The 26,991-nt window shown below is 71.8% G+C and carries 26 protein-coding genes; 20 read left to right on the top strand and 6 right to left on the bottom strand.

Annotated features, from left to right (window positions below; genetic code table 11):
* Positions 1-124: 124 nt before the first annotated feature.
* Positions 125-706: a TetR/AcrR family transcriptional regulator gene (locus ACLJQM_RS41060; protein ID WP_247023191.1), complete on the bottom strand. Its 582-nt coding sequence runs from the start codon at positions 704-706 to the stop codon at positions 125-127.
* 187 nt (positions 707-893) lie between these two features.
* Here ACLJQM_RS41060 and ACLJQM_RS41055 point away from each other — a divergent pair, with 187 nt between their 5' ends.
* The 5 genes from ACLJQM_RS41055 to pip all read left to right on the top strand — a co-directional run bounded on the left by ACLJQM_RS41055 (position 894) and on the right by pip (position 5,046).
* Entirely contained in the window at positions 894-1,295 is a 402-nt protein-coding gene (locus ACLJQM_RS41055; RefSeq protein ID WP_410635734.1) for a hypothetical protein, read from the top strand.
* Positions 1,296-1,297: 2 nt separating this feature from the next.
* Positions 1,298-1,921: a DUF3558 domain-containing protein gene (locus tag ACLJQM_RS41050; RefSeq protein ID WP_410635732.1), complete on the top strand. Its 624-nt coding sequence runs from the start codon at positions 1,298-1,300 to the stop codon at positions 1,919-1,921.
* 3 nt (positions 1,922-1,924) lie between these two features.
* Positions 1,925-3,265 carry a WXG100 family type VII secretion target gene (locus ACLJQM_RS41045; protein WP_410635731.1) on the top strand — a complete coding sequence of 447 codons (1,341 nt, stop codon included), beginning with the start codon at positions 1,925-1,927 and terminating at the stop codon, positions 3,263-3,265.
* A 25-nt stretch (positions 3,266-3,290) separates the two neighbouring features.
* On the top strand, positions 3,291-4,019 hold the full coding sequence (locus tag ACLJQM_RS41040; protein ID WP_360771155.1) for an ESX secretion-associated protein EspG: 729 nt from the start codon (positions 3,291-3,293) through the stop codon (positions 4,017-4,019).
* 79 nt (positions 4,020-4,098) lie between these two features.
* On the top strand, positions 4,099-5,046 hold the full coding sequence (gene pip, locus ACLJQM_RS41035) for a prolyl aminopeptidase (protein WP_410635730.1): 948 nt from the start codon (positions 4,099-4,101) through the stop codon (positions 5,044-5,046).
* Positions 5,047-5,198: 152 nt separating this feature from the next.
* Here pip and ACLJQM_RS41030 read toward each other — a convergent pair whose 3' ends face one another.
* Positions 5,199-6,398 carry a Glu/Leu/Phe/Val dehydrogenase dimerization domain-containing protein gene (locus ACLJQM_RS41030; protein ID WP_410635729.1) on the bottom strand — a complete coding sequence of 400 codons (1,200 nt, stop codon included), beginning with the start codon at positions 6,396-6,398 and terminating at the stop codon, positions 5,199-5,201.
* 121 nt (positions 6,399-6,519) lie between these two features.
* Here ACLJQM_RS41030 and ACLJQM_RS41025 point away from each other — a divergent pair, with 121 nt between their 5' ends.
* The 7 genes from ACLJQM_RS41025 (at position 6,520) to ACLJQM_RS40995 (ending at position 14,136) form a co-directional block, all read left to right on the top strand.
* A complete protein-coding gene (locus tag ACLJQM_RS41025) occupies positions 6,520-7,446 on the top strand; it encodes a LysR substrate-binding domain-containing protein (protein WP_410635727.1) in 927 nt (308 codons plus the stop codon).
* Positions 7,447-7,568: 122 nt separating this feature from the next.
* Positions 7,569-8,837, top strand: a complete 1,269-nt coding sequence (locus ACLJQM_RS41020) for a glutamate-cysteine ligase family protein (RefSeq protein ID WP_360771062.1) — start codon at positions 7,569-7,571, stop codon at positions 8,835-8,837.
* On the top strand, positions 8,834-10,177 hold the full coding sequence (egtB, locus tag ACLJQM_RS41015; RefSeq protein ID WP_410635725.1) for an ergothioneine biosynthesis protein EgtB: 1,344 nt from the start codon (positions 8,834-8,836) through the stop codon (positions 10,175-10,177). Before ACLJQM_RS41020 ends, egtB begins: the two co-directional genes overlap by 4 nt.
* Before the next feature lie 5 nt (positions 10,178-10,182).
* Positions 10,183-10,938: an ergothioneine biosynthesis protein EgtC gene (egtC, locus tag ACLJQM_RS41010; RefSeq protein WP_410635724.1), complete on the top strand. Its 756-nt coding sequence runs from the start codon at positions 10,183-10,185 to the stop codon at positions 10,936-10,938.
* The gene (gene egtD / locus ACLJQM_RS41005; protein WP_360771069.1) at positions 10,935-11,912 is read left to right on the top strand and encodes an L-histidine N(alpha)-methyltransferase; all 978 of its coding nucleotides are present in this window, start codon (positions 10,935-10,937) and stop codon (positions 11,910-11,912) included. The genes egtC and egtD overlap by 4 nt, the downstream gene beginning before the upstream one ends.
* A gap of 46 nt (positions 11,913-11,958) precedes the next feature.
* Positions 11,959-12,381, top strand: a complete 423-nt coding sequence (locus ACLJQM_RS41000) for a nitroreductase family deazaflavin-dependent oxidoreductase (RefSeq protein ID WP_360771158.1) — start codon at positions 11,959-11,961, stop codon at positions 12,379-12,381.
* Positions 12,382-12,522: 141 nt separating this feature from the next.
* Positions 12,523-14,136 (top strand): alpha/beta hydrolase, encoded by a 1,614-nt coding sequence (locus tag ACLJQM_RS40995; protein WP_410635865.1) that lies wholly within the window; start codon positions 12,523-12,525, stop codon positions 14,134-14,136.
* Positions 14,137-14,182: 46 nt separating this feature from the next.
* Here ACLJQM_RS40995 and ACLJQM_RS40990 read toward each other — a convergent pair whose 3' ends face one another.
* Positions 14,183-14,758 carry a TetR/AcrR family transcriptional regulator gene (locus tag ACLJQM_RS40990; RefSeq protein WP_247023202.1) on the bottom strand — a complete coding sequence of 192 codons (576 nt, stop codon included), beginning with the start codon at positions 14,756-14,758 and terminating at the stop codon, positions 14,183-14,185.
* A gap of 90 nt (positions 14,759-14,848) precedes the next feature.
* Between ACLJQM_RS40990 and ACLJQM_RS40985 the strand changes: the two genes are divergently transcribed.
* Both ACLJQM_RS40985 and ACLJQM_RS40980 read left to right on the top strand, forming a co-directional pair.
* Positions 14,849-15,703 carry an alpha/beta fold hydrolase gene (locus ACLJQM_RS40985; protein ID WP_410635722.1) on the top strand — a complete coding sequence of 285 codons (855 nt, stop codon included), beginning with the start codon at positions 14,849-14,851 and terminating at the stop codon, positions 15,701-15,703.
* Positions 15,704-15,901: 198 nt separating this feature from the next.
* On the top strand, positions 15,902-16,606 hold the full coding sequence (locus ACLJQM_RS40980; RefSeq protein ID WP_360771078.1) for an MgtC/SapB family protein: 705 nt from the start codon (positions 15,902-15,904) through the stop codon (positions 16,604-16,606).
* Between the two features lie 354 nt (positions 16,607-16,960).
* On the opposite strand, the gene ACLJQM_RS40975 is transcribed toward ACLJQM_RS40980, so the two are convergent.
* Positions 16,961-19,792 carry an aconitate hydratase gene (locus tag ACLJQM_RS40975; protein WP_410635720.1) on the bottom strand — a complete coding sequence of 944 codons (2,832 nt, stop codon included), beginning with the start codon at positions 19,790-19,792 and terminating at the stop codon, positions 16,961-16,963.
* A 273-nt stretch (positions 19,793-20,065) separates the two neighbouring features.
* Between ACLJQM_RS40975 and ACLJQM_RS40970 the strand changes: the two genes are divergently transcribed.
* Positions 20,066-21,436: an NlpC/P60 family protein gene (locus ACLJQM_RS40970; RefSeq protein ID WP_410635719.1), complete on the top strand. Its 1,371-nt coding sequence runs from the start codon at positions 20,066-20,068 to the stop codon at positions 21,434-21,436.
* Positions 21,437-21,480: 44 nt separating this feature from the next.
* A complete protein-coding gene (locus ACLJQM_RS40965) occupies positions 21,481-22,194 on the top strand; it encodes an SAM-dependent methyltransferase (protein ID WP_247023208.1) in 714 nt (237 codons plus the stop codon).
* Here ACLJQM_RS40965 and ACLJQM_RS40960 read toward each other — a convergent pair.
* Positions 22,181-22,573: a DUF1801 domain-containing protein gene (locus ACLJQM_RS40960; protein ID WP_410635717.1), complete on the bottom strand. Its 393-nt coding sequence runs from the start codon at positions 22,571-22,573 to the stop codon at positions 22,181-22,183. The genes ACLJQM_RS40965 and ACLJQM_RS40960 overlap by 14 nt on opposite strands.
* 27 nt (positions 22,574-22,600) lie before the next feature.
* Between ACLJQM_RS40960 and ACLJQM_RS40955 the strand changes: the two genes are divergently transcribed.
* The 4 genes from ACLJQM_RS40955 to ACLJQM_RS40940 all read left to right on the top strand — a co-directional run bounded on the left by ACLJQM_RS40955 (position 22,601) and on the right by ACLJQM_RS40940 (position 26,394).
* On the top strand, positions 22,601-23,146 hold the full coding sequence (locus ACLJQM_RS40955; RefSeq protein ID WP_360771093.1) for a molybdenum cofactor guanylyltransferase: 546 nt from the start codon (positions 22,601-22,603) through the stop codon (positions 23,144-23,146).
* A gap of 168 nt (positions 23,147-23,314) precedes the next feature.
* Complete coding sequence (locus tag ACLJQM_RS40950) at positions 23,315-24,388, top strand: AAA family ATPase (protein WP_360771096.1); 1,074 nt, start codon at positions 23,315-23,317, stop codon at positions 24,386-24,388.
* Positions 24,389-24,395: 7 nt separating this feature from the next.
* A complete protein-coding gene (locus ACLJQM_RS40945; protein ID WP_360771099.1) occupies positions 24,396-25,340 on the top strand; it encodes a DUF58 domain-containing protein in 945 nt (314 codons plus the stop codon).
* Between the two features lie 73 nt (positions 25,341-25,413).
* Positions 25,414-26,394 (top strand): VWA domain-containing protein, encoded by a 981-nt coding sequence (locus tag ACLJQM_RS40940; protein WP_360771102.1) that lies wholly within the window; start codon positions 25,414-25,416, stop codon positions 26,392-26,394.
* A 1-nt stretch (position 26,395) separates the two neighbouring features.
* Here ACLJQM_RS40940 and ACLJQM_RS40935 read toward each other — a convergent pair whose 3' ends face one another.
* Positions 26,396-26,905: a hypothetical protein gene (locus tag ACLJQM_RS40935; protein ID WP_360771105.1), complete on the bottom strand. Its 510-nt coding sequence runs from the start codon at positions 26,903-26,905 to the stop codon at positions 26,396-26,398.
* Positions 26,906-26,991 lie beyond the last annotated feature (86 nt).

Raw genomic sequence — 26,991 nt, 5'->3', positions numbered from 1 at the left:
GGTGACTGCGCTGCGCGCACGAAACGGTCACTCCTAGCACTGAATCGGCGTGTACTGCGGATATGCGGACAATCCTAACGTGTCCTTCGCGGTCACCGCTGGCGATATCGGTGTGTCGGACAGCTCAAACCGTCGTCTGGCGATGCCGCCGCACGGTCTCCTCGACGAGGTCGAGCACCGGTCCCAGGCCGGCGGCGGGCAGGCCCATCGCCAGGTGGGAGACGAGCCCCTCGAGGACGAGCTCGAGGAACGCGGTGAGGACGTCGACGTCGACGTCGTCGCGCAGCTTCCCGGCGTCGCGCTGGCGCAGCAGCCGCAGCCGGGTGGCGGTGGTGAGCTGCTCGGACCGCTCGGCCCACCGGCCGCGGAACTCCGGATCGGTGCGCAGCCGCCGGCTCACCTCGAGCCGCGTCCCGAGCCAGTCGGCGGGGTGGTCTCCGCCGGCGAGCAGATCGCGCATCACCTGCACGAGCCCCTGCTCGGCGACGACGTCGGCCATCCGGATGGCGTCATCCTCCGCGAGGGCGAGGAAGAGCGACTCCTTGTCCCGGAAGTGGTGGAAGATGGCCCCGCGCGACAGCCCGGTGGCTTCCTCCAAGCGCCGGACTGTGGCACCTTCGTAGCCGTAGCGCGCGAAGCACACGCGCGAGCCGTCGAGGATCTGGCGCCGGCGTGCGTCGAGGTGATCCTGGCTTACGCGTGGCATCCTGAAATCCTGACACCGCGGACCGGAGTTTCGCAATCCGTACGTACGTACTGTGACCCGGAGTGCCCAGGGAACCGGATCCCCACCCTCATCGTCTGAACGTTGCGGCGATTCGCTGACACGGAGTGAGACGGTTGGCTAGTCTTTGCCACATCACCGTGGGTGAACTGAGGGGAAGGTGCGGGTCGTGATCATCGGCGAAGCCGGACAGGCGGTCCAGGCGGTCTGGGGTGGCGACATCCTGGGCGAGCGAGGACGGGTCTACGGCGGCGGAGGCGGCGGGGGCGGTCAGTTCAAGATGGACCCCGAGGAGCTCGCCTCGGTGATCGGTCTGTGGGAAGACGAGCTGGACAAGATCGTCGACGACGCGCGCCGGATCGACATCATCATCGGCGCGATGGAGGCCCCGGGCAAGGACGTGGTCAGCAGCGGCTATGTGTCCACGAGCATGGATTCCCTCACGGCGCTCCAGGCACAGAACGACTCGATGCGGAAGTACGTGCAGGAATACGTGAAGAAGCTCAAGGAAGCGCAGACTAAGACGGTGGCCACGGACCAGGGGATGGCCGACCCGTTCCGGACGGTGTGACGGTGCGCCTTCCGATCCGCGCCGCGGCCGTCGCCGCCGCGACCGCTCTGACACTCGCCGGGTGCACCTCGGAGAAGCCGGGTACCGCGACGCCAGTACCGAGCGAATCTTCGTCCCAGAGTGCGTCGGCCAACCCGGACGTCCCGAAGGTGTCCACTCCGCTGGACCCGTCGAAGTACTCCTCGGACCCCTGCACGATCGTCCCGGCTTCGGCCTTATCGGCGCTGAAGTTCACGGATCCCGGAACTGCCCAGCAGCAGGACGACGGGTTGGGTGCGGCCGGGCCCAGCTGTGGCTGGAAGATCCGCGGCGAGGGCCAGAGCATGGTCGTCATCATCGGCACGGGCAACCGCGACCGCGGCGCCGGCGGTCTAGCCGGGCTGTACACGGCGCACGAGACCGGGCAGTTCCCGTTCCTGGAGCCCGCTCCCGAGGTGGAGGGCTACCCGGCGGTCTACGTCGACAAGCGCGACCGGCGGCCGATCGGAAACTGCAGTCTCGACGTCGGGATCGCCGACGACCTCGTGCTCGCCGTGCATTCCGGTGGCTACGAGGGCGCGGATGACTCCTGCGCCGCGGCCGCGCAAGTGGCCGCCTCGATCATCACCACACTCAAGGGGGCCTGACGAGTGGACGGCAAGCAGATCTACGACAACTTCAGACAAGGCGACACCAGCGGCCTCCGCAACGCCGCCGACGAGGTCGCCAACCTCTCCAGCGCCTACATGGACCGGGCGCAGGGCATCAAGTCCCTGCAGGACCGCATGAAGCAGGCGTGGACCGGGGATGCCGCCGACGCCGCCAACGCCGGGGCCGGCCCGCTCGAACAGGCCTTTGCCGAAACCGCCGCGCCGCTCGACGTCACCAAGTCCTCCGTCGACACGCAGGCCGCTGTCTTCGACACCTCCAGCAACTCCGTGGTCGAGATCCCGCCCAAGCCCGACAAGCCGAATCCCTGGACCACCGGGCTCAAGGCCGCCATCCCGGTCGCCGGGCCCTTCATGGCCGCCGACGACATCGACAACTACCAGCAGGGCATGGCCAAGTACAACGCGGCCAACGAGACCAACGTCCGGGTCATGGACCAGTACAGCAACATCACCAGCGGTACCCAGGCGATCCTGCCCACCGACTACGGCGTCCTCGAATCCGACGGCGCCGCCATCGCCGTGAACACCCCCAAGGGCCCCGGCGGCATCAACGAGCCGACCGACAAGAACAAGTGGTACCCCGAAGGCGGGGGCGGTGACCCCGGCAACGGGACCACCGACCACACCTCGACCAGCAGCGTCGACCCGGGCCGTACCGGGGGCCACGACCAGCCCGGCGGCACCGACCGCCCCGGGGGCACGGACCGCCCCGGGGGCACGGACCGCCCCGGGGGAACCGACCGTCCCGGCGTCATCACCGACAAGCCCGGCGACGACACGCACACCACCGGCACCGGCCGGCCGCCCACGACCACCACGCGGCCCGGGCAGACCACCGAACGGCCGGGGGGTACGCCGCCCGGGACCGGGGGGATCGAGTTCTACCCCACCGGCACCGGTGGGGGTGGTGGCCAGAACTACTCCAACACCTCCTTCGGGGACGACCCCACGCCCGGCGGTCGCGGGCCGGCCAGTGGCAACGCCGGCAGCCGGCTGCTCGACTCGAACGGACGTCCCATCGGGGGCGGGAGCGGCAGCGGGACCAGTGGTGGCGGGAACGGCGCCGCGGGGGAGCGAGGGCTCGGCAGCGGGCGCGGTTCCGGCATGGGCAGCCTGGGCAACGCCGCCGCGGCGGAGGCCGCCGCCGCGCGGTCGGCGGCCGGCCGGAGCGGGCAGATGGGGCCGATGGGCCCCGGGGGCCGGCGCGGCGAGGGTGAGGAAGATGATGAGCACCAGCGGCCGGACTTCCTGATCGAAGCGGACCCGGACGCGATCTTCGGTACCGACCAGCGGACCAGTCCGCCGGTCATCGGCGAGTAGGCGGGTGGACGTGGCAACAGGCCGGGTGGACGTTCCGGTCGAGGCGTTGGCCGCGTTGGCCGAACGCGAACAGGCGGGTCAGCTGCACATCACCCTGCGCCCGGAGCCGATCTGGCTGTCGGACGTGGAGCGCGACGAGGCGGGCAAGCGGATCGACGCCGCGCTGGCGGAAGCCGGGCTCGTCGACGTGCGCGGGCGGGTCACCGTCGACTTCCTCGACTGGCTGCCGCTGCTGGTCAACCCCGCGCGGGAGTGCTACGGCTGGGTCGGTGTCGACGGGCAGACCTACGGCGTGCTCGCCGCGGCGAAGGGGCTGCAGGCGATCCTCGCCGTCTCCGACGGGACCCACATCGGCGTGCAGGAGATCGACCGGAACCGGCTCGCCGAGTCCCTCGTCGAGCAGCTGCCGCCGGTCGGGCCCGGCGGTGGGCACCCGCGTTCGGTCCGGGTCGCCGACCTGGCCGAGGCCGCGCGCCGCGGGCAGGAGGCGTACCCGCTGGCCCCGGCGATCGCCGATGTCGTCAGCCTCGTGCAGCGGCCGGTCTCGGGCAGCGGCGAGCTTTACGTCGGGCGGCGCGACGACGTCGGCCGCCACACCTGCCTGCAGCAGCCGCTGCACTACGCCGACACGGACTGGGGCCGCTACCTCAGCTACACGACCGGCTCCGGCGACGACGCCGTCATCCACATCGGACCGGCGGGGCCGCGCGAGCTGGCCGAAACGCTCGACGAGCTGGCCGGCACCCTCGGCTGAGCGGAAAAGACCGCGCGCGAACTCCTCGTCCCGGCTAATGTGACAGCGCTGTTGCATTCCGAGGTGGAAGGACGCGCCGATGCGGTACCCCGAGATCGAACCGTACGAACACGGCATGCTCGACGTCGGCGACGGGCACGAAATCCACTGGGAGACCTGCGGGAACCCGGACGGCAAGCCCGCGCTGGTCGTGCACGGCGGGCCCGGCTCCGGCTGCTCGGCCGGCGTCCGGCGGTTCTTCGACCCGGCGCGCTACCGGATCGTCCTGGCCGACCAGCGCGGCTGCGGGCGCAGCACCCCGCACGCGGGCGCCCCGGTCGCGGACCTCTCCGCCAACACGACCGGCCACCTGGTGGCGGACTTCGAACGGCTGCGCACGCACCTCGGGATCGGGAAGTGGCTGCTGTTCGGCGGTTCCTGGGGTTCGGTGCTCAGCCTGGCCTACGCCCTGCGCCACCCCGGCCGGGTCAGCGAAATGGTCCTGATGGGCCTCGCGACCGACCGCCACCTCGAGATCGAACTGCTCATCCGCGGGCTCGGCGCGTACTTCCCGGACGCCTTCGCGAAGTTCCGCGAAGGAGTGCCGGAAAGCGAGCGCGACGGCGACCTCTCGGCCGCCTACCACCGGCTGCTCATGGACCCCGACCCGGCAATCCACCACAAGGCGGCCGACGACTGGTGCGCCTGGGAAGACGCCATGCTCCCCGGGGTGCCGCCGCACGACGTCTTCGAGGACCCGGCCTACCGGCTCTGCTTCGCCCGGCTCGTCACGCACTACTTCAGCAACCGCGCGTTCCTGCCCGACGGCGAAATCCTGCGCCGGGCCGGCGAGCTCGCGGACATCCCCGCCGTGCTGGCCCAGGGGGTGCTGGACACGAGCAACATCGTCGGCACGCCGTGGCTGCTGCACCACGCCTGGCCGGGCAGCGAGCTGGTCATGCTCGACGACGTCGGGCACACGGTGTCGGCCGCGTCGATGCAGGACGTCCTGATCGGCGCGACCGACCGCTTCGCGAACCGTGGCTGACCGCCAGACGATCTGACCACGAACCCCACCTGCTCACCGAGCGCGGGGTCCGGCTGATTTACCGCCGCCATCCGGCACAACCGCGCCGGCAGCCAGCCCATCACCTGATCCCTGACCGCTTACGACCATTGACCGGGTTGCGCATTGCTCGTCTAGGGGATGAGCAGCTGCGGCTCACCTTCCGGGGCGAGCGCGGCTTCGGTGCGCCGGACCCGGTTGGCCTCGGCCAGCCGGAGCCCGGTGACGCGCAGCGGCAGCCGGTCCATCCGCCACTCGGCCAGCAGGAGGGCGACCTTCGCCTGCATTTCGGTGCGCAGCCGCAGGAACGAGTCGGCCGGATCGGCGCCGACCTCGCCCAGCAGCAGCCACCACGCCCACGCGGCCGCGCCGGCGTTCGCCACGAAGTCCGGGACCACGGCGACCCCGCGCGCGGACAGCGCCGCTTCCGCTTCCGGGGTCGTCGCCGCGTTGGCCGCTTCGACGACCACCGCCGCCTTGACCAGGTTTTCGTTGTCCGGGCGCAGCGCGTAGGAGATCGCGGCCGGCACGAAGATGTCCGCGTCGATGCCGACGATCGTCTCGCGGGGGAGCGAGCGCACCCCGGCGGGCAGCCGCGACCGGTCGACCTCGCCGAAGCGGTCGCGCAGCTCGAGCAGCGCCGGGACGTCGAGCCCGACCGGGTCGTAGAGCGTTCCCGTGGCGTCGGCCACCGCGACCACCTTCATCCCGGCTTCGTGCAGGTACCAGGCCGCGCCGCCGCCCATGGTGCCGATGCCCTGGATCGCCACCGTCGTCTCGCGGGCGTCCCAGTCCCACGCGGCCGCGACGCCGAGGCACGACTGCGCCACGCCGTAGCCGCCCACGACGTCGCCGAGCAGGAGCCCGCCGGGCACCGGGGCGTTGAGGCCCGCCTGCACGCGACGCAGGGTGCGGGCCGGGTCGGCCGAACGGCGGATCGCGGCGTGGTACGACTGCTCCAGCCCGAGCTCGGCGAACACCTCGTCGATCAGGTGCTGCGGGACGCCGAGGTCCTCCGCGGTCACCCAATGGGCGTCGAGCCACGGCCGCAGGAACGCGCAGAACCGCTTGAGGACGCCGAACGCGCGCGGGTCCTTCGGGTCGAAGTCGATGCCGCCCTTGGCCCCGCCGACCGGCAGGTTGAAGGTCGCGGTCTTGTTGGCCATGCCCCGGGCGAGGTCCTCCACCTCGGACATCGTGCAGCCGGCCCGCATCCGGGTGCCGCCGGTGGCGACGCCCGAGACCAGGCTGTGCACGACCAGGTAGCCGGTTGCGCCGGTTTCGGGATCGGTCCACGTGAGCCGCATCAGCGGTCCGGGGTTGCGCGGGGTCATCAGGCCACTCACCTCCAGGGAAGTCCGGGGCGGCCCGTCCCGGCCGCCTCCACGAGCGTGCGCCCGGGGTGGCCGTCCCGTCCATTTAACGAACCTGCACGATCTCGTTTAGGTTTTGTGTATGGAGCTTTCGTTGCACCGCTTGAGGATGCTTCGCGAGCTGCACCGCCGGGGAACCGTGACGGCGGCCGCCGCCGCGCTGCACTACACCGCTTCGGCGGTATCGCAGCAGCTCGCGCAGCTGGAACGCGACGTGGGCGCGAAGCTGTTCGAACGGCTCGGCCGCCGGGTCCAGCTGACCGAGCTGGGCACCCTGCTCACGGAGCACGCGGAAGAGATCCTCGGATCGGTGGAGCGCGCGACACTCGCACTGGAGGAGGCGCAGGAGGCCCGCACGGTCCGGCTGACCGCCGGGGTGTGGGCTTCGGTGGCCTCCGGCCTGCTCCCGACGGCGCTGACCGCGCTGGCCGGCGACCACCCCGGCATCGAGGTCCGCACCCGCGAGCTGGCGCCCGAGGACACCGCGGAGGCCGTCCGCGACGGCAGCCTCGACCTGTCGTTCGTCATCGACTACTCCGATTCGCCGATGGCGTGGGACGTCGGGCTGGAACGCGCGGTCGTGGCCGTCGAGCGCCTGCACGCCGCGGTGCCGCGGGGCGCGTTCCCTTCGGGATCGGCGTCGCTGGACGACCTCGCCGAGCACCCGTGGATCCTGGCCAGCGCGAAGTCGCAGTTCGGCCGCGCGATGCGCACCGCCTGCCAGCGCCACGGGTTCGCCCCCAAGATCAACCACGAGGTCGAGGAGCAGTCGACGGCGATGGCGATGGTGGGCGCCGGGCTGGGCGTCACCCTGGTCTCGGACCTCGGCCTGCGCCTGCTGCGGCCGCCGGGGATCGACGTCGTCACCCTCACCACGCCGTTGCTCCGAACGGTTTCGATCGCCTACCGGCGCACCGCGTTCCGGCGGCCCGCGTTGCACCTGGTGATCGAGGCCGTGCGCGCGTCCGCGGCCGAATTGGGACTGGGCACCGAGTCCGCTTTGCCCTGATCCGGGGGTTCTTACGGAGTGGTGAAACCGTCCTGCGGGGCAAGACGAGCCCTGAATTTGTCGTACCCCGCGTGTAGCGTCCGAAGTCGAGAAGTTCCACCACACGGGACTAGGAAACGGACATGACAGAAGCGTCTACGGTGCACGATTTCCCCGAGAAGTCGGGTAGTGCGTCGAACCAGACCGCGCGGCTCCTCGCGGACCGCGCGGCCGGGGAGGCGTACGTGGCATCGGTGTGCTTCAAGCACGGGCCACCCCGCCTGACCGGCGTGGAGCTGGAGTTCACCGTGCACCACGCCGACGACCCGGCAAGACCGCTCGATCCCGACGTACTCGCCACGGCGCTGGGCCCGCACACCCCGCGGACCCTCCGCCCCGACAGCCCCGCCGTGCCACTCCCGGCCGGCAGCCCGGTCAGCCTCGAACCCGGCTGCCAAGTCGAAATATCCGCGCTTCCCCAGGCCACGCTCCGCGAACTCGACGCGGTCGTCTCGGCCGATCTGCGCCACCTGCGCACCCTCCTCGCCCGCCACGGGCTCGAACTCGGCGAAACCGGCATCGACGCGCACCGCGCGCCGCGCCGGCTCCTGCGCACGCCGCGCTACGCGGCGATGGAACGCCGGTTCGCGCCCATCGGGCCCGGCGGCATCACGATGATGTGCAGCACCGCCGGCCTGCAGGTGTGCGTCGACGCGGGGGAGGCCGACCAGCACGCCTTCCGCTGGGCGGCCGCCCACGCCATGGGCCCGCCCTTGCTGGCCCTCTTCGCCAATTCCCGCGTCCACGCCGGACGCGACACGGGGTTCGCCTCCGCCCGCTGGCTCGCGGTGCACGACACCGAAGCGGTCCGGTCGCGCACCGAACGCGTCGCGGGCGAGCCCGCGGCGGAGTGGGCCGCCCGCCTGATGGACACGCCGTTGCTGGTGCTGCCCCGCGGCGACCGGCCGTGGGACGCGCCCGAGGGGCTGACGTTCGCCGACTGGATCGACGGCAAGGGCGCCGGCGCCCTGCTGCCGAAACCCACGTCGGTGGACCTCGACTACCACCTCACGACGATGTTCACCCCCGTCCGCCCGCAGGGGTACCTGGAGATCCGGTACCTCGACGCCCAGCCGCCGGGCGCGTGGCTGCCGCCGGTCGCACTGGTCTCGGCGCTGCTCGCCCGCCCGTCCACGGTGGACAAGGTGCTCGACCTGTGCGGGCCCGTCTCGGGCCGGTGGCGCACCGCGGCGCGGCGTGGCCTGGCCGACCCGGAGCTGGCCGCCGCGGCGGCCGCGCTCGCCGACCTCGGCTGCGCCGAGCTGGGCGAGACGGGGCTGGCGGACGAATCGATCACCGAGATCAGCGAGAGCGTGCAGGGGCGCGTGTCCCGATCGAGGAGCGAAGCATGAGCACAGAAGCCGAAGCACTGGACGACCTGAGCGCGCAGGACCTGCGCGCCCGTGCCGCCGAAGCACTGACGAGGGCCCGGGCGCGCAGCGAGGCGCTGACCGACGCCGTGGACGACGAAGACCTGGTCCGCCAGCACTCCAAGCTGATGTCGCCGCTGGTCTGGGACCTGGCGCACATCGGCGTGCAGGAGGAGCTGTGGCTGGTCCGCGACGTCGGCGGCCGCGAGCCGCTGCGCCCGGACATCGACGACATCTACGACGCCTTCCAGCACGCCAGGGCCGACCGGCCGGAGCTGCCGCTGCTCGGCCCGGCCGAGGCCCGCGCGTACGTGAAGCAGGTTCGCGAAAAGGCGTTCGACGTCCTCGAACGCGTGCCGCTGCAGGGCAGCAAGCTGACCGAGCGGGCGTTCGCGTTCGGCATGATCACCCAGCACGAGCAGCAGCACGACGAGACGATGCTGGCCACCCACCAGCTGCGCAAGGGCGACCCGGTGCTGCACGCGCCGGAGCCGCCGCCCGCCCGCTCCGGCGCGCTGCCGGCCGAGGTGCTGGTCCCGGGCGGCGCGTTCACCATGGGCACGTCGGCCGAGCCGTGGGCGCTGGACAACGAGCGCCCGGCGCACGAGCTCGCCCTCGAGGCGTTCTGGCTGGACACCGTCCCGGTCACCTGCGGGGCGTACGCCGAATTCCTGGACGGCGGCGGGTACGACGACGAGCGGTGGTGGAGCCCGGCGGGCTGGGCCTACCGGACGGAGCACGGCATCACCGCGCCGCGGTTCTGGAAGCGGGAGCAGGACGGCTGGTGGCGGACCCGGTTCGGCGTCTACGAACGCGTCACGGCCGACGAGCCGGTCGTGCACGTCTCCTACCACGAGGCCGAGGCCTACGCGGCCTGGGCGGGCCGGCGGCTGCCGACCGAAGCGGAGTGGGAGAAGGCGGCGCGGTTCGACCCGGCGACGGGCCGGTCGCGGCGGTTCCCGTGGGGTGACGACGAGCCGTCCGCCGAGCACGCCAACCTCGGCCAGCGGCACCTGCGCCCGGCGCCCGCGGGCGCGTACCCGGCGGGTGCGTCGCCGACCGGCGTGCACCAGCTGATCGGCGACGTCTGGGAGTGGACGAGCACCGACCTGCACGGGTACCCGGGCTTCGTGCCCTTCCCGTACCGGGAGTACTCGGAGGTGTTCTTCGGGCCGGAGTACAAGATCCTGCGCGGTGGCTCGTTCGGCACCGACTCGGCGGCGATCCGGGGCACGTTCCGCAACTGGGACTACCCGATCCGGCGGCAGATCTTCGCCGGCTTCCGCACGGCGCGCGACGCGGCACCCGGCGAGGTGGGCTAGGCACCATGTGCAGGCACATCGCCTACCTCGGCGAGCCGGTTCCACCCGCCGAGGTGCTCTTCCGCGCGCCGCATTCGCTGCTGGTGCAGTCCTACGCGCCGGCGGACATGCGCGGCGGTGGCTCGGTGAACGCCGACGGGTTCGGGCTGGGGTGGTACCCCGGCCCGGGCTCGCCGCCGCTGCGCCACCGCCGCTCGACTCCACTGTGGACGGACGAGACGCTGCCGCCGCTGGCGGCGGCGGTGACCACGGGCGCGTTCGTCGCCGCGGTCCGCAACGGCACCACCGGCCTGCCGGTGACCGAGGCGGCCGCGGCGCCGTTCACCGCCGGGCGCTGGCTGTTCAGCCACAACGGCGTCGTCCGCGGCTACCCGGACTCGCTGGCCGGCCCGGCCAAGACGCTGCCGATCACCGAGCTGCTGACCTTGGAGGCACCGACGGACTCGGTGGTGCTCTGGGCGCTGCTGCGCGCCCGGCTCGCCGCGGGCGAGGATCCGCTTCGGGCGGTGGCGGAACTGACCGCCGAGGTCGAAGCGGCCGCGCCCGGCTCCCGGCTCAACTTCCTGCTCACCGACGGCGAAACGCTGATCGGCACCACCTGGACGCACGCGCTGTCGGTGTTCGAAACGCCGTCCGGCGTGCTGCTGGCCTCCGAACCCTGTGACGGCGACCCGCGCTGGCGGCCCGTCCCCGACCACCACGCCGTGCGCGCCACCGCGGCCGGCGTCGAACTGCTTCCCCTGACCCAGGAGAACCCATGACCGAAGTCGATCTCGACCACCACCGCTCCGGCGACGCCGTCACCGCGGAACTGCGCGCCGACGTCGTCGCCGGCCTCACCGCGGACCGCAAGTGGCTGCCGCCCAAGTGGTTCTACGACGCCGAAGGCAGCGAGCTGTTCGAGAAGATCACCCAGCTGCCGGAGTACTACCCGACCCGCAGCGAACGCGAGGTGCTGGCCGCGCACGCCGCCGACGTCGCGGAGCTGACCGGCGCGCACACACTCGTCGAGCTGGGTTCGGGCTCGAGCGAGAAGACCCGCCTGCTGCTCGACGCGCTCACCGCGCACGGGACCATGGAGGCGTTCGTCCCGCTCGACGTGTCCGAGTCGGCGCTCGCCGAGGCCGCCGAAGCCATTTCGAAGGACTACCCGGGGCTGACCGTCCGCGGGGTGGTCGGCGACTTCACCCAGCACCTCGGCCTGCTGCCCGGCGGTCAGCCGCGGCTGGTGGCGTTCCTCGGCGGCACCATCGGCAACTTCCTGCCCGCCGAGCGCGCGGCCTTCCTGCGGTCCGTGCGGGAGGTCCTCGACGAGGGGGAGTGGCTGCTCCTCGGCACCGACCTGGTCAAGGACGCGGGCATCCTCGAACGCGCCTACGACGACGCCGCGGGCGTGACGGCGGAGTTCGACAAGAACGTCCTGCGCGTGATCAACGCCCGCCTCGGCGCGGACTTCGACACCGACGAGTTCGACCACGTCTCGCACTGGGACGCGGAGAACGAGTGGATCGAGATGCGCCTGCGGGCCCGCCGCGCGCTCACCGTCGAGATCCCGGGCGCGGACCTCACGGTGAGCTTCGCCGAGGGCGAGCACATCCGCACGGAGATCTCCGCCAAGTTCCGGCCGTCCGGCGTCGAGGCGGAGCTGGCCGCGGCCGGGTTCGAGCTGGCGCACTGGTGGACCGACTCCCAGCAGCGGTTCGGGGTGAGCCTGGCAAGATCTGTGCGTGGCTAATCCTCTCCGGGCACTCGCCCGGGCTGTCGGCACGAAGCCGTGGCTGATGCGCACGGCACGCTTCGTCGTGTGGGCGGACAAGAAACTGCACAAGGCGTTCGGCGGCCGGGTGAGCCTCGTGGCGCTCGCCGGGCTGCCGTCGCTGCGCCTCACGACGACGGGCCGCAAGAGCGGGCTGGCGCGCAGCACCAACCTGCTCTACTACCCGCATGGCGACGACTTCGTGCTGACGGCCTCCAACTGGGGCCGCCGGCACGACCCGGCGTGGGCGCTGAACCTGCGCGCGAACCCGAAGGCGGAGGTCGCACGGGCGGGACGGCCCACGGCGGTCGTCGCGCGGGAGCTGACCGGCGAGGAGTACGCCGCGATGTGGCGGGAGCTGCTGCAGTTCTGGCCGGGGTACGCGATGGAGCAGCAGGAAGCCGGCCGCCCGTTGCCGGTTTTCCTGCTGACCGCGGTCGTCGGGTAGGTTCCCACCATCCTTTTGGCCGGTGACGGCTTTCGCCGGTTTGTGCCAGTCTCTCCCGGGTAACGCGCCGTGACGTCTTGGACGCGCGGTGGATGCGTGACCTACGGAGGAGTCGTCTTGCGGAGATCCACCAGGGGCCGGATACGCTCGTTCGCGCTGGCCGGAGCGCTCGTGGCCGGGCTGGGCACGGCCGGGACGGCGGGCACCGCCGCGGCCGCCACCGATGTCGCCGGAGCCGCCGTCAAGCCGGCGGTCGTCGGGGCGACCGCCGCGCCGAACTGGGGCACCTGCTCGGCCGCCACGCTCGCGGGAGTGCCCGCGGACCAGGTCAAGTACTACAGCTGCGCCCGCTACCGGGTGCCCATCGACCACGACAACGCCACGCTCGGCACCATCGACATCGCCCTGCTCAAGCGCGCGGCCCGGACGCCGGACCAGCGGGTCGGTTCGCTGTTCCTCAACCCGGGCGGTCCCGGCGGGTCCGGCCTGCGGATGCCGATCAGCGGCCAGTACTACTTCCAGCCGCAGGTCGTCGACCGGTTCGACCTCATCGGGTTCGACCCGCGCGGGGTCGGGCAGAGCAACCCGCTGCGCTGCTTCACCACCCAGGAAGACGCGGACGAGGTCTTCGGCGCCCAGATCCCGGTGCCGCTGTCGCGCACCGAGATCTCCGGGACGCTCGCCAGCTACCGCGACTACGGGCAGTTCTGCAAGAACAACGCGGGTTCGCTGCTCAACCACATGTCCACGAAGGACGTCGTGCGCGACCTCGACACGCTGCGCGCGGCGGTCGGCGACCAGAAGCTGACCTACGTCGGCTTCTCCTACGGGACCCTGATCGGCTCGACCTACACCTCGATGTTCCCGAAGCAGTCGCGGGCCATCGTGATCGACGGCAACGTCGACCCGGCGCTGCGCACCAGCGACGGCGTGCAGTACGACCGCGAACGCGCGCAGGGCTTCGAGATCTCCCTCGACGGCTTCCTCAAGCGGTGCGACCAGGCCGGCGCCAAGTGCGCGTTCAGCGACGGCAACCCGCGGGCGAAGTTCGACGAGCTCCGCGAGTACCTGCGCAAGCAGCCGATCACCATCCCCGGTGGCGGCACGGTGGACATCAACCAGTTCACCGGCGGCGTTTCGAGCGTCCTGTACTCGCCGTCGGCGTTCCCCGGCCTGGCCGAGGACCTGCAGGCGCTCTACGGCGCCCTCCACCCGACCGGCGCGCAGGCGCAGGCGCTGCAGGCCAAGCCGCTGAAGGCGCTCACCCCCGGCAAGCGGGGCCTGGCCGACCAGAACCCGGACAGCCCGTACACCAGCGACGACTCGTACTTCGCGGTCAACTGCTCGGACAAGCCGTTCAAGATCAAGCAGGACCAGGTGCCGGGCATCGCCGCCCAGTGGGAGCGCGAATCGCGCACCTTCGGCCGCTACCAGGCGTTCGCCGACACGGCGGGCTGCCCGGTGTGGCCGGCGAAGAAGCCGGACGTCTACCGCGGTCCGTGGCGGGCCAAGACCGACGTCCCGGTCGTCGTGGTCGGCAACTACTACGACCCGGCGACGCAGTACAAGTTCGCTCAGCGGATGGCCGCGGAGCTGGGCAACGCGCGGCTGCTGTCGGTCGACGCGTTCGGCCACTGCATCCTCGGTGACGCCCTCGGCGTCGACAAGGCCGTGGCCGACTACCTGACCGACCTCAAGGTGCCGGCGGGCGGCCAGGTGTTCCAGCCGAACGTCCAGCCGTTCGAAACGCCGTAGCGAACCCGGGAAACGGGCCGGGGTGACGTCGTCGCCCCGGCCCGTTTCACGTCCCGAGCAGGCGGTCGAGCAGGTCGGCGGCGGCGGCCTCGGCTTCGGCGGTGCTCGTGGGTTCGCCGGTGCGGGCGGCGAGCAGCGCGACTTCGTTCATCCCGGCGAGCAGCACGTGCGCGAAGAGGTCCACGCGCGCGGCGGGGATCCGGCCGTCGCGCCGCAACGCGGCCTTGATCTTGCCGAGCGTGCGCCGCTCGTCGAGCTGCCGCCAGCGTTGCCAGCCGAGCACCGCGGGCGCGTCGACGAGCAGCACCTGCCGCACCACGGGGTCCGCGGTGCTCCGGATCCACGCCAGGCAGGCGGCGCGCAGGGCGGCCGCCGGCTCGGTCAGGCCCTCGACGGCCCGCGCGCTCTCCGCTTCCACCCGCTCGTAGACGGCGTCCAAGACGGCCGTGAACAGCGCGTCCTTGCCGGGGAAGTGGTGGTAGAGCGCGCCCCGGCTGACGTCGGCGGCTCGCAGGACGGCCTCGATCGACGTCGCGTCGTAGCCGTGTTCGGTGAACAGGTCCGAGGCGACCGCGACGAGGTGCTCGCGGGTCGCCTGGCCGCGGTCGATCTTCTTGTTCATGCCGGTGGGCTGCCTCCGTCGTTGACAAACCGACTGTCGGTCTGTTGATACTAGACCGACAGTCGGTCTACTTCCGGAGGAACTCTACCGATGGACCTGCGCACCTGGGAGGACCAGCGCGGACGCGTGTCGACGGCGTCCGGCGAAGTGAGCTACGTCGACGTCGGCGAAGGACCGGTCACGCTCTTCGTCCACGGCGCCGGGACGAACAACCTGTTGTGGCGCAAGGCGATCGCCGAGCTGGCGGGGGAGCGGCGGTGCGTCGCGCCGGACCTGCCGGGGCACGGCGGCTCACCGGTCACGGCCACGCAGGACCTCAGCCTCAACGGACTCGCCCGGCTCCTCGAAGACTTCTGCGAGTCGCTGGAGCTCGGCGAGCTCGACCTGGTCGCCAACGACACCGGCGGCGCCGTCGCCCAGGTCTTCGCCGTGCACCACGCCGGCCGGCTCCGGACGCTCGCCCTGACCAACTGCGACACGCGGGGCAACCTGCCGCCCGCCGCGTTCCGGCCGATCGTGGAGCTGGCCGAGCGCGGGGAACTCGCGCCGCGGTCGGTCCGGCTCGCCGCGCACCCCGGGCGGATGCGGGCCGGTGCCCTCGGCGGCGGCTACGAACGGCCGGACGAAGTGCCCGGCGAAGTCCTCGAAGCGTTCGTCCGGCCGGTGTTCGGCACCCTCGAAGCGGCCCGGCAGTTCGAGCGCCTGTTGACCTCGGTGCGCGGCGAGGAGCTGGACGCGATCGAGCCGCTGCTCAAGGCGTTCACGGTGCCGACGCTGCTGGTCTGGGGCACCGGCGACCCGAACTTCGGCGTCGAGTGGGCGCACCGGTTCGCCGAGACCGTCCCGGGCGTCACCGAAGTCGTCGAGGTCCCGGGCGCGAAGCTGTTCTTCCCCGACGAGCGCCCCGCCGACCTCGTGCCGCACCTGCGGCGGCACTGGGCGTAGCGATCATCACAGCGCCGGGAGCGGACCAGGCGCTACAGTGGTCCGGTTGATCAAGACGAGCACGGAAGCGAGGTGAGCGGCACATGCCAGCGGACAGTCATCGGACGGCCGGGCGCGCGCTCACCGGGGGTTTCCCGCTGGGCTGAGTCCGGCCGCCCCCTGTCCGGCAGTGCGCGCACGCCGGAAAAGAGCCGGATCATGACCATCTTCGAAATGCTGCTGCGCGTGGGCGCCGGCGTCGGCCTGGGTGCCGTCATCGGGGTCGAGCGCCAGTTCCGGGCCCGGCTGGCCGGGCTGCGCACCAACGCGCTGGTCGCCGTCGGGGCGACCCTCTTCGTCCTGCTGTCCGCGCACGGCTTCGGCGGGCTGGCTTCCAGCGGTGACGCCGATCCGACGCGGGTGGCCGCGCAGATCGTCTCGGGCATCGGGTTCCTCGGTGCCGGGGTGATCATGCGCGACGGCCTCAACGTCCGCGGCCTCAACACGGCGGCGACGCTGTGGTGCTCGGCCGCGGTCGGTGCGCTGGCCGGAGCCGGGCTGTACGTCGTCGCGGCGGCCGGAACGGCGGTCGTGGTCGGGGTGAACGTGGTGCTGCGGCCGCTGGGCCGCGTCGTCGACCGCCGCCCGGACGCGGGGGGCGAGACGCCGACGCGGTACGCGTTCCAGGCCGTCACGCGCGACGCGACCGAGGCCCACGTGCGGGCGCTGCTCGTGCAATCGTTGACCCGCACGGACTTCCGGCTGCTTTCGGTGCTGAGCACGGACCGCGAAGACCGCACGGTCGAGGTCCGCGCCGAGCTGGTCGGCGACCAGCGCGACGACGCCCAGATGGAGGCGGCGGTTTCGCGGCTCTCGCTGGAGCCGTCGGTGTCGAGCGTGCGCTGGGAAGCTGTGCCCGCGTAACAGGTGTGGACGAACTCGCGCAGCAGCTCGTCGAGCTGGGCCGGCTGCTCGCGGTTCACCAATGGCCGGGCACCCTCGATCGGCCCGCGTGCGGGGCCCCGCGGCCGACAAGGGCCGCCACCGCGAAGATGTCTGGCGGGTCGCCCGTCACCAGCGGCGCGTGGTCGCGGACTTCGCCGACCTTTCGGCGGGCGAACGGTGCGGGCCGTTCAGGTCGTGGAACTCCGCCCGCTGATTTCCGGCGAGCCGAAGTCGCCGTCGCCAAGGTCGAGCGTGCGCTGGGAAGCCGTGCCCGCGTAACGGAGAAGGCCTCCCCGCTCACCGAGCGGGGAGGCCTTCTCCGAGCAGAAACCCTTACGCCTGCGTCATCTTCCGCAGCACGTACTGCAGGATGCCGCCGTTGCGGTAGTAGTCCGCCTCACCCGGGGTGTCGATGCGGACGTCCGCGTCGAACTCCACCTTGGTGCCATCGGCCTTGGTCGCCGTGACGTGCACCGTGCGGGGCGTGTCACCGTCGTTCAGCGCCGTGATGCCCGTGATGTCGAACGTCTCGGTGCCGTCCAGGCCGAGCGACGAGGCCGACTCGCCCTGCGGGAACTGCAGCGGGATGACGCCCATGCCGATCAGGTTCGAGCGGTGGATGCGCTCGAACGACTCGGTGATCACCGCGCGGACGCCCAGCAGCGACGTGCCCTTGGCCGCCCAGTCACGCGACGAACCGGAGCCGTACTCCTTGCCGCCCAGCACGACCAGCGGGGTGCCCTGCGCCGCGTAGTTCTGCGCCGCGTCGTAGATGAACGCCTGCGGGGCGTCGTCCTGGGTGAAGTCGCGGGTGTAGCCGCCCTGCACGTCGTCCAGGAGCTGGTTGCGCAGCCGGATGTTCGCGAAGGTGCCGCGGATCATCACCTCGTGGTTGCCGCGCCGCGAGCCGTAGGAGTTGAAGTCCTTCTTCTCCACGCCGTGCTCGGTCAGGTACTGCGCGGCCGGGGTGCCCGGCTTGATCGCGCCGGCGGGGGAGATGTGGTCGGTGGTGACCGAGTCGCCCAGCTTCGCCAGTACGCGCGCGCCGGTGATGTCGGTGACCGCGGCCGGCTCCGGCGTCATGCCCTCGAAGTACGGGGGCTTCCGGACGTAGGTGGACTCGGCGTCCCACTCGAAGGTCTTGCCCTCGGGGGTGGGCAGCGACTTCCAGCGCTCGCCGCCGTCGAAGACGTCGGCGTAGTCCTTGGTGAACATCTCCTGCGTGATCGCGTAGTCGATGGTCTCCTGGATTTCCTGCGCGGTCGGCCAGATGTCCTTGAGGAAGACGTCGGTGCCGTGCTCGTCCTGGCCCAGGGGCTGGTTCGCGAAGTCGAAGTCCATCGTCCCGGCCAGCGCGTAGGCGATGACCAGCGGCGGCGACGCGAGGTAGTTCATCTTCACGTCGGGGTTGATCCGGCCTTCGAAGTTCCGGTTGCCCGAGAGCACCGAAACCGCGGTGAGGTCGTTCTCCTGGATCGCCGCGGAGATCTCGTCCGAGAGCGGGCCGGAGTTGCCGATGCACGTGGTGCAGCCGTAGCCGACCAGGTGGTAGCCCAGCTTCTCCAGGTACGGCCACAGGTTGGCCTTGGTGTAGTAGTCGGTGACGACCTGCGAGCCCGGCGCCATCGACGTCTTCACCCACGGCTTGACCGCGAGGCCCTTGTCCACGGCGTTGCGCGCGAGCAGCGCGGCGCCGAGCATGACCGACGGGTTCGAGGTGTTGGTGCACGAGGTGATCGAGGCGATCACGACGGCGCCGTGGTCGAGCACGAACTCGCCGCGGTCCGCCGTCGAGACCTTGACCGGCTTGCTCGGGCGGCCCGACGCGCCGTTCGCGGCGGAGCTGGTGACCGGTGCGGCGTCGTCCTCGGCGAACGACAGCGAAGGGGCGTCGCTGGCCGGGAAGGACTCCTCCGAAGCCTCGTCCATCTTCGTGTGCGGGGTGGAGTCCTCGCCGTCCACGTAGTCGTGGATCGACTTGCGGAACGCCGACTTCGCGTCCGACAGCTCGATGCGGTCCTGCGGGCGCTTCGGGCCGGCGATCGACGGGACGACCGTCGAGAGGTCCAGCTCGAGGTACTCGGAGTAGGCCGCCTCGCGCGAGGAGTCGTGCCAGAGGCCCTGCTCCTTGGCGTAGGCCTCGACCAGCGCGACCTGCTCGGCCGAGCGGCCGGTCAGCTTGAGGTAGCGGACGGTCTCCTCGTCGATCGGGAAGATCGCCGCGGTGGAGCCGAACTCCGGGCTCATGTTGCCGATGGTGGCGCGGTTGGCCAGCGGCACCGCGCCGACGCTCTCGCCGTAGAACTCGACGAACTTGCCGACCACGCCGTGGCGGCGCAGCATCTCGGTGATCGTGAGGACGACGTCGGTGGCGGTGACGCCGGCCGGGATCTCCCCGGTCAGCTTGAAGCCGACGACGCGCGGGATGAGCATCGACACCGGCTGGCCCAGCATGGCGGCCTCGGCCTCGATGCCGCCGACGCCCCAGCCCAGCACGCCCAGGCCGTTGACCATGGTGGTGTGCGAGTCGGTGCCGACGCAGGAGTCGGGGTAGGCCTGCCCGTTGCGGGACATGACCGTGCGCGCGAGGTGCTCGATGTTGACCTGGTGCACGATGCCGGTGCCCGGCGGGACGACCTTGAACTCGTCGAAGGCGCCCTGGCCCCAGCGCAGGAACTGGTAGCGCTCGCGGTTGCGCTCGTACTCGATCTCGACGTTGCGCTCGAAGGCGTCGGGGCGGCCGAAGACGTCGATGATGACCGAGTGGTCGATGACCAGTTCGGCGGGGGCGAGCGGGTTGACCTTGTCGGGGTCGCCACCGAGGTCGGTGACCGCCTCGCGCATGGTGGCGAGGTCGACGACGCACGGCACGCCGGTGAAGTCCTGCATGATCACGCGGGCGGGCGTGAACTGGATCTCGATCGACGGGTCGGCGTTGGGGTCCCACGAGCTCAGCGCGCGGATGTGGTCGGCGGTAATGTTCGCGCCGTCTTCGGTGCGCAGCAGGTTCTCGAGCAGGATCTTCAGGCTGTAGGGCAGCCGCTCGGCGCCCTCGACCTTGTTCAGGCGGAACACCTCGTACGAGGCGTCGCCGACCTTCAGCGTGTCTTTGGCGCCGAAGCTGTCCTTGCTGGCAGGTGCGGTCACGTCTAACTCCAGTGGCATGGACTTCCGCGCCGGTGCGGCGGTCGAGTCCCGGGTCAGTTCGGTCGGGTTCGGTGGTGGCGAGTCTTGCGCACCCCCACCGTAGGACCGGATCGGGGATGGCACACCTCGCGGTGCCTCAAACAGTACGCGCGTCCTGTTTGGGGGACAAGACGACGCGCGGTGTGGGCTGCGCCATCCGCGACGGGGGTCCCTCAATGAGGGGAATTGGCGCCTACGGTGTGTAAGTTTCCGGTGATGCTTGTGATAGTGGTGTGACTGCAGTGACGCGCGATGTGCGCAGGTGAGCGGAGGTGGACGGTCGTGGCGGGACGGCGTGGGGGTCCGGGGGTGCCGCGGACCCGCCGGGGACTCACCGTGAGCGCGCTCACCTTGGTGATCTTGTTCGGGGCCGGCGGCACCGGCCTGGCGGCGCCCCCGCCACCGCCGAACCCGAGCGACTCCGACCTGAACAACAGCAAGGCCGACGCCAACGCGAAGGCGGGCGAGGTCGGCCGGCTGACCAACCAGCTGGCCCAGGCCGAGCAGAAGCTGTCGCAGCTGCAGGACGACGTCGAGCTCAAGCAGGAAGAGGCCAACAAGGCCCTGGTCGACCTGCAGTCCGCGCAGGACGCCGCCGCCCAGGCCGAGAACGACGCGAAGGCCGCCCGCACCGAGGCGGACGCGGCGGCCGCGGCGATCGAGAAGGCCCGCACCGACCTCAAGACGTTCGCCGCCGCGAGCTTCCAGCAGGGGAGCACGGTCGGCTCGCTCTCGGCGTACCTGAGCGCCGACAGCCCCAAGGACATGCTGGCCCGCGCGCAGCTGCTCGACGCCGTCGGCGGCGACCGGCTCAACGCCCTCGACCGGCTCCAGCAGGCGCAGACGGCGAAGGCCAACAAGGACTCCGCGGCCCGCAAGGCCGCGGAGATCGCGCAACAGAAGCAGGACGCCGCCCGCGAGGCCAAGCACTCCGCCGATTCCGCGCAGGCCAGGGCGATCAGCGCGCAGGACAGCCAGGCGACGCAGAACACGCAGCTCGAGAAGAACAAGTCCGACGTCGAACAGCAGCTCTACGCCGCGCAGGCCAAGGTTAGCGGCCTGCAGGGCCAGCGCCAGCGCTACCAGGACTGGCTCGCCCAGAAGCAGCGCGAAGACGACGAACGCGCCCGCCAGGCCGCGCTCGGTTCGTCCGGTGGCGGCGGTGGCCGCCCGGCGAGCAAGCCGGCGTCGGGCCCGGCCGGGTCGTCCATCGAGGCGGTCATCGCGCGGGCGCTGTCCAAGGTCGGTCTGCCCTACGCGTGGGGCGGCGGCAACGCGAGCGGCCCGACCCGCGGCATCCGCGACGGCGGTGTCGCCGATCGTTACGGCGACTACAACAAGATCGGCTTCGACTGCTCCGGCCTTATGATCTACGCGTTCGCCGGGGTGACGGGCTTGCCGCACTACAGCGGCTACCAGTACACGGCGGGACGGCGGGTCCCGCTGTCCCAGATGCGCCGCGGCGACATGCTGTTCTACGGCGGCGCGGGCGGCATCCACCACGTCGCGCTGTACCTCGGCGGCGGCCAGATGGTCGAGGCGCCGCAGTCCGGTCTGCGCGTCCGGGTCGCGCCGGTGCGCTACGGCGGGATCATGCCGTACGCGACCCGCCTGATCGGCTGAAACTCGCTCGACGCGGGAGTCTTCCGGGCTTCAGGATCACCACGGTGGACGACGAACTGAACGCGCTGCGCCGCTCGCGGATGCGCTGGAACACGCCCCTGTCCGAACCGCACGCGGAGCTGCTGCTCGACCGGATGGCCCTGCGTGAGGGTCACCTCGTCGACCTCGGCTGCGGCTGGGGTGAGCTGCCGCTGCGGGCCGCCGCGCGGGCGCCCGGCCTGCGAGTGACCGGCGTCGACACCGACGTGACCGGCCTCGACCGCGGCCGGGCCGCCGCCACGACGCGAGGCCTGTCGATCGACTTCACCGAGGCGGACGCCGCGAACTGGGACGTTCCCGTCGAGCGGGCCTTTTGCATCGGCTCCGCTCACGTCTTCGGCTCGACGAAGGCCGCGTTGGCGCGGCTGGCGCAGGTGGTGCCGTCGGGCCGGCTGCTCTACGGCGACGGCTTCTGGGCCGCGCCGCCGAACCCGGCGGCGCTGGAGATCTTCGGCCCGGACACGCTGACGCTGCCGGAGCTGCTCGACGCCGCGGTCGACGCCGGCTGGCGCGTCCGGCACCTCAGCACGGCCGACCAGCTCGAATGGGACGACTTCGAGTCGACCTCGCGGGCCGGTTGGGAGGAGTGGCTGGCGGCGCACCCGGACGACCGGCGGGCGGGCGAGGTCGGGGAGTGGCTCGACCGGCGGCTGCGCGAGTACGTGGGCGTTTACCGGGGTGTGCTCGGCCTGGCCTACCTCGTGCTCACCCGCGCTTGAGCTTGCGCCAGCCGCCGGCCCGGTTGTTCGCGATGATCTGCCGGAACATGGCGGTGAGCGCGGGGGCGTTGATGGTCTCGCCTTCGCGGAAGGCGACGGTCCGCGCGGTCTTGTTGCCGTGCCCGGCGGTGATGATGCCTTCGGGGTCGGGGACGATGCCGCCGTCGTAGACGAAGACGTTGACGTGGTCCTTCGCCGCCAGGAGGGCGCAGATGTTGCCTTCGAGCACGAAGTAGGGCTGCCGGGTGCGCTTGATCGTCTCGACGACGTCGGGGTCCGCCGCGTGGACCAGCTCGCGGACCTCGCGGCAGATCGCCCGCTGCCACTCGGGCAGGGCGGCGAGGTAGGCGTCGACGCGGGGCTCGACGGTGTACGACACGCGCTCAGTATGGGCTAGATTCCCCGGATGCGGTACGCGGGGATCGTGGTGGCCGGGGGTTCGGCGCGCAGACTGTCCGGTGTGGACAAGCCGGCCCTGTCGGTGGGCGGGAAGCCGTTGCTCGCCCGCGCGATCCACGCTCTCTCCGGAGCCGAGCGCGTGATCGCCGTCGGCCCGCGGCGGCCCGGCTTCGACGTCGTGTGGACCCGGGAACCGGTCCCGGGCACCGGCCCGGTGGCGGCGCTGGCGGCGGGACTCGCGTTCGTGCCGGCGGAGGTCGACGTGGTCGCGGTGCTGGCCGCCGACCTCCCGGGCGTCCGGCGGTCCACTGTGGACCGCCTGGTCGCGGCTCTCGGTGACGGCGATGGCGCGGTCCTGGTGGACGCGGCGGGATCCCGGCAGTGGCTGCTGGGGGCGTGGCGGGTCCCGGCGCTGCGGGCGGCGTTGCCGGACGAGGTCGAGAACGCGGCGCTGCGGCGGGTGCTGGGTGGGCTGGCGGTCGCGGAGGTCCCGGCGGAACTGGGCGAAGCGGACGACATCGACACGCCCGAGGATCTCGAGCGGCACCGCTGAGAACGGGAACCGGATCAGCTTCACAGATGTCACACCAGGGAAGGTGTTGGCTACTGACGGGGCAACCCGTGTCCGCGTGCCGGACGGACGAACGGCCGGGGGACGCAGTACGGTCGCACCGCGTGATCACCGTCGCGGGGGCGGCGCACGAACTTTCGAGGAGGCAGAGTGACCGAGCCCGGCTACGCCGAGGGCGGGAACGGCCAGCAGGCGGCGACACCGGCGCGGGACGCCCAGTTGCTGGAGCGGACCGTGTTCGAGGTCAAGCGGATCATCGTCGGCCAGGACCGCCTGGTCGAGCGGATGCTGGTCGGCCTGCTGGCCAAGGGCCACCTGCTGCTCGAAGGCGTGCCCGGCGTGGCGAAGACCCTCGCCGTCGAGACGTTCGCGCGGGTCGTCGGCGGCTCGTTCTCCCGCGTCCAGTTCACCCCCGACCTGGTGCCCGCGGACATCCTCGGCACCCGGATCTACCGGCAGGGCGCCGAGCGGTTCGACGTCGAGCTCGGCCCGGTCGTGGCGAACTTCGTGCTCGCCGACGAGATCAACCGCGCGCCCGCCAAGGTCCAGTCCGCGATGCTCGAGGTGATGGCCGAGCGGCACGTGTCGATCGGCGGGCAGACGTTCCCGATGCCCGACCCGTTCCTCGTGCTCGCCACCCAGAACCCGATCGAGAACGAGGGCGTGTACCCGCTGCCGGAAGCGCAGCGTGACCGGTTCCTGTTCAAGATCCAGGTCGAGTACCCCTCCGCCGAGGAGGAGCGCGAGATCATCTACCGGATGGGCGTCACGCCGCCGACCCCGCACGAGGTGCTCAGCCCGGGCGAGCTGGTCCGGCTGCAGGGCGTCGCGGCGCAGGTGTTCGTGCACCACGCCCTCGTCGACTACGTCGTGCGCCTCGTGCTGACCACCCGGACGCCGAACGAGCACGGCCTCGCCGACGTCGCCGGCTGGGTGTCCTACGGTGCTTCGCCGCGGGCGAGCCTCGGCATCATCGCCGCCGCGCGGGCGCTGGCCCTGGTCCGCGGCCGTGACTACGTGCTGCCGCAGGACGTCGTCGACGTCGTGCCGGACGTGCTGCGCCACCGGCTCGTGCTGTCCTACGACGCGCTGGCCGACGGCGTGCCGATCGACCACATCATCACGCGCGTGCTGCAGACCGTGCCGTTGCCGCAGGTCTCGGCCCGGCCGCAGGGCGGGGCCGGCCAGGGTGGCCCGGTCCCGGCGGGCGCGCCGGTCAGGTAACCCGGCGATGGCGAAGAACGAGAAGGATCTCCGTCCTTCGTGGGCGCCGCCGGTGCTGCGCGGCGACCGGCTGGAGGCCGGGCTCCGGACCCTGGAGCTCGACGTCCGCCGCCGGCTCGACGGGCTCCTCCAGGGCAACCACCTCGGCCTCGTGCCGGGGCCGGGCTCCGAGCCCGGCGAAGCGCGGCCGTACCAGCCCGGCGACGACGTGCGCCGGATGGACTGGGCGGTCACCGCCCGCACCACGACCCCGCACATCCGCGAGACCGTGGCCGACCGCGAGCTGGAGACGTGGGTCGTCGCCGACCTGTCGGCGAGCCTCGACTTCGGCACGGCGCTGTGCGAGAAGCGCGACCTGGTGGTCTGCGCGGTCGCGGCGGTCGCGCACCTGACCGGGGGCGGCGGCAACCGGATCGGCGCGCTGGTCTCCACCGGCGCCGACACCGCCCGCATCCCGGCCCGCGGCGGGCTGGCGCACGCGCGCGGTCTGGTGCGGAAGCTGGCCGAGACGCCGCGCGCGGCCGAGGGCACGCGCGGCGACTTCGCCCAGGCGCTGGAGGCGCTGCGCCGTCCGCCGCGCCGCCGTGGCCTGGCCGTGGTGATCTCCGACTTCCTGGGCGACAGCTCGTGGGAGCGGCCGCTGCGGGCGCTGGGCGGGCGCCACGAACTGATCGCGATCGAAGTACTCGACCCGCGCGACGTCGACCTGCCCGAGGTGGGCACCGTCGTGCTGGCCGACCCGGAGACAGGGAAACAGCGCGAAGTGCACGCTTCGGCCTTGCTGCGCAAGGAGTTCGGGGCCGCGGCCCACGCCCACCGCCAGAAGGTGGCAGCCGGCCTGCGGCGCGCGGGTGCGGCCCACCTGACGCTGCGCACGGACGCCGACTGGATCGCCGACATGGTGCGGTTCGTCGTCGCCCGCAAGCGCCGCTGGTCCGGGGGTGTCGCGTGAGGGAGCTTGCGAACGAACCGTTCAACGCTGCGTTTTCGGCTCAGGCCGCACCGAGCGCCGGCGAGGTGTGCGCATGAGCCTGACCGGATTCACCGCGCCTTGGTGGTTCCTGCTCCTGATCGCCGTGGCGGCGGTCGCCGTCGGGTACGTGCTCGCGCAGCGAGCGCGGCGGAAGCGGACCATGCGGTTCGCGAACCTCGACCTGCTGGAGCGGGTCGCGCCGAAGAGCCAGGGCTGGGTCCGGCACGTGCCGGCGGTGCTGATCGTGCTGTCGCTGCTGCTGCTGACCGTGGCGCTGGCCGGGCCGACCGCCGAGCAGAAGGTGCCGCGCAACCGGGCCACCGTGATGCTGGTGATCGACGTGTCGCTGTCGATGGAGGCGACCGACGTCGCCCCGACGCGGCTGAAGGCGGCCCAGGACGCGGCGACGCAGTTCGCGCAGAACATGACCCCGGGCATCAACCTGGGCCTGATCTCGTTCGCGGGCACGGCGACGGTGCTGGTCAACCCGACCACCGACCGCAACGGCGTGATCAAGGCGATCGAGAACCTGAAACTGGCCCAGTCGACGGCGACCGGCGAGGGCATCTTCGCGGCCCTGCAGTCGGTGGAGAGCTTCTCCACCGTCGTCGGCGGCGCCGACGGCCCACCGCCGGCCCGGGTGGTCCTGATGTCCGACGGCAAGCAGACGGTGCCGGAGGACCTGTACGCGGCCCGCGGCGGCTACACGGCGGCCCAGGCGGCGAAGCAGGCCGGCGTCCCGATCTCGTCGATCTCGTTCGGCACGACGCACGGCTCGGTCGACATCGACGGCAAGGCCCAGCCGGTGAGCGTCGACGACGAGTCGCTGCGCGAAATCGCCCGGCTGTCCGGCGGCGACTTCTACAAGGCGGCCAGCGCCGAAGAGCTGAAGAAGGTCTACGCGGACCTCGGCGAGCAGATCGGCTACGAGATCAAGGACGCCGACGCGAGCAAGCCGTGGCTGGTAGCGGGCACACTGATCCTGATGATCGGCGCGGCGGCCAGCCTGTTCTTCGGCCAGCGACTCCCGTGACTCAGGCTCGGCGGACGCCGTAGAGGCTTCCGCCGAGCAGGGTCGCCCCGGAGAGGACGCCGCTGACGAACGGCACCCACTCCGTGGCGCTCCCGAGCAGAGCGAGACCGACGACGCCGAGCACGGTCAGGACCGCGCCGACCACCAGGATCGACCGGGTCTTCCACGCCGACGCGAGCGCGACGAAGTGCAGCCCGACGATCGTGGCGATCCAGGCGACGTTCGCCTCCACCGGTGCTTCCAGCAGGCTCAGCACGAAGAACCCCGCGACCAGCAGCACGACCTCGCCGATGACGACGACCCGGTAGCTGGGCCCGAACACCGGGCGGTCGTCGAGCGTCGGGCGGCCGCCCGCGCGGAAGCCGAGGACCACCACCGCCGCGAGGGCGAGGACGGCGAGGACGCGCAGCACCCAGCCGATCGCCGCCGGCAGCGGGGCACCGGAGTTGACCAGGACGAACACCGTGCCGAACGCGGCGCCGATGAGCGCCCCCAGGAACTGCTGTCGCATCCGGCGAACCTACCGGATGGCGATCATGACGCTTCGCGGTCACCGTAACGCCCACGTGGATGGAGAAGACTGTTCCCAGGTACGGC

The organism is Amycolatopsis sp. cmx-4-83 (genome assembly GCF_046548815.1).
GTDB classification, from domain to species: Bacteria; Actinomycetota; Actinomycetes; order Mycobacteriales; family Pseudonocardiaceae; genus Amycolatopsis; species Amycolatopsis pretoriensis_A.
This window is presented reverse-complemented; position numbering and strand designations above follow the sequence as displayed.

Excerpts from the sequence above, each read along its gene's own strand:
- ACLJQM_RS40945 (WP_360771099.1), top strand. The coding sequence starts at position 24,396 with ATGGCGAAGAACGAGAAGGATCTCCGTCCTTCGTGGGCGCCGCCGGTG.
- ACLJQM_RS40970 (WP_410635719.1), top strand. The coding sequence starts at position 20,066 with ATGTGCGCAGGTGAGCGGAGGTGGACGGTCGTGGCGGGACGGCGTGGG.
- ACLJQM_RS40940 (WP_360771102.1), top strand. The coding sequence starts at position 25,414 with ATGAGCCTGACCGGATTCACCGCGCCTTGGTGGTTCCTGCTCCTGATC.
- ACLJQM_RS41020 (WP_360771062.1), top strand. The coding sequence starts at position 7,569 with ATGACAGAAGCGTCTACGGTGCACGATTTCCCCGAGAAGTCGGGTAGT.
- ACLJQM_RS41030 (WP_410635729.1), bottom strand. The coding sequence starts at position 6,398 with ATGACCCCGCGCAACCCCGGACCGCTGATGCGGCTCACGTGGACCGAT.
- egtD (WP_360771069.1), top strand. The coding sequence starts at position 10,935 with ATGACCGAAGTCGATCTCGACCACCACCGCTCCGGCGACGCCGTCACC.
- ACLJQM_RS40955 (WP_360771093.1), top strand. The coding sequence starts at position 22,601 with ATGCGGTACGCGGGGATCGTGGTGGCCGGGGGTTCGGCGCGCAGACTG.
- ACLJQM_RS40980 (WP_360771078.1), top strand. The coding sequence starts at position 15,902 with ATGACCATCTTCGAAATGCTGCTGCGCGTGGGCGCCGGCGTCGGCCTG.
- ACLJQM_RS40935 (WP_360771105.1), bottom strand. The coding sequence starts at position 26,905 with ATGCGACAGCAGTTCCTGGGGGCGCTCATCGGCGCCGCGTTCGGCACG.
- egtC (WP_410635724.1), top strand. The coding sequence starts at position 10,183 with ATGTGCAGGCACATCGCCTACCTCGGCGAGCCGGTTCCACCCGCCGAG.
- egtB (WP_410635725.1), top strand. The coding sequence starts at position 8,834 with ATGAGCACAGAAGCCGAAGCACTGGACGACCTGAGCGCGCAGGACCTG.
- ACLJQM_RS41025 (WP_410635727.1), top strand. The coding sequence starts at position 6,520 with ATGGAGCTTTCGTTGCACCGCTTGAGGATGCTTCGCGAGCTGCACCGC.
- ACLJQM_RS41000 (WP_360771158.1), top strand. The coding sequence starts at position 11,959 with ATGCGCACGGCACGCTTCGTCGTGTGGGCGGACAAGAAACTGCACAAG.
- ACLJQM_RS40985 (WP_410635722.1), top strand. The coding sequence starts at position 14,849 with ATGGACCTGCGCACCTGGGAGGACCAGCGCGGACGCGTGTCGACGGCG.
- ACLJQM_RS40975 (WP_410635720.1), bottom strand. The coding sequence starts at position 19,792 with ATGCCACTGGAGTTAGACGTGACCGCACCTGCCAGCAAGGACAGCTTC.
- pip (WP_410635730.1), top strand. The coding sequence starts at position 4,099 with ATGCGGTACCCCGAGATCGAACCGTACGAACACGGCATGCTCGACGTC.
- ACLJQM_RS41060 (WP_247023191.1), bottom strand. The coding sequence starts at position 706 with ATGCCACGCGTAAGCCAGGATCACCTCGACGCACGCCGGCGCCAGATC.
- ACLJQM_RS40990 (WP_247023202.1), bottom strand. The coding sequence starts at position 14,758 with ATGAACAAGAAGATCGACCGCGGCCAGGCGACCCGCGAGCACCTCGTC.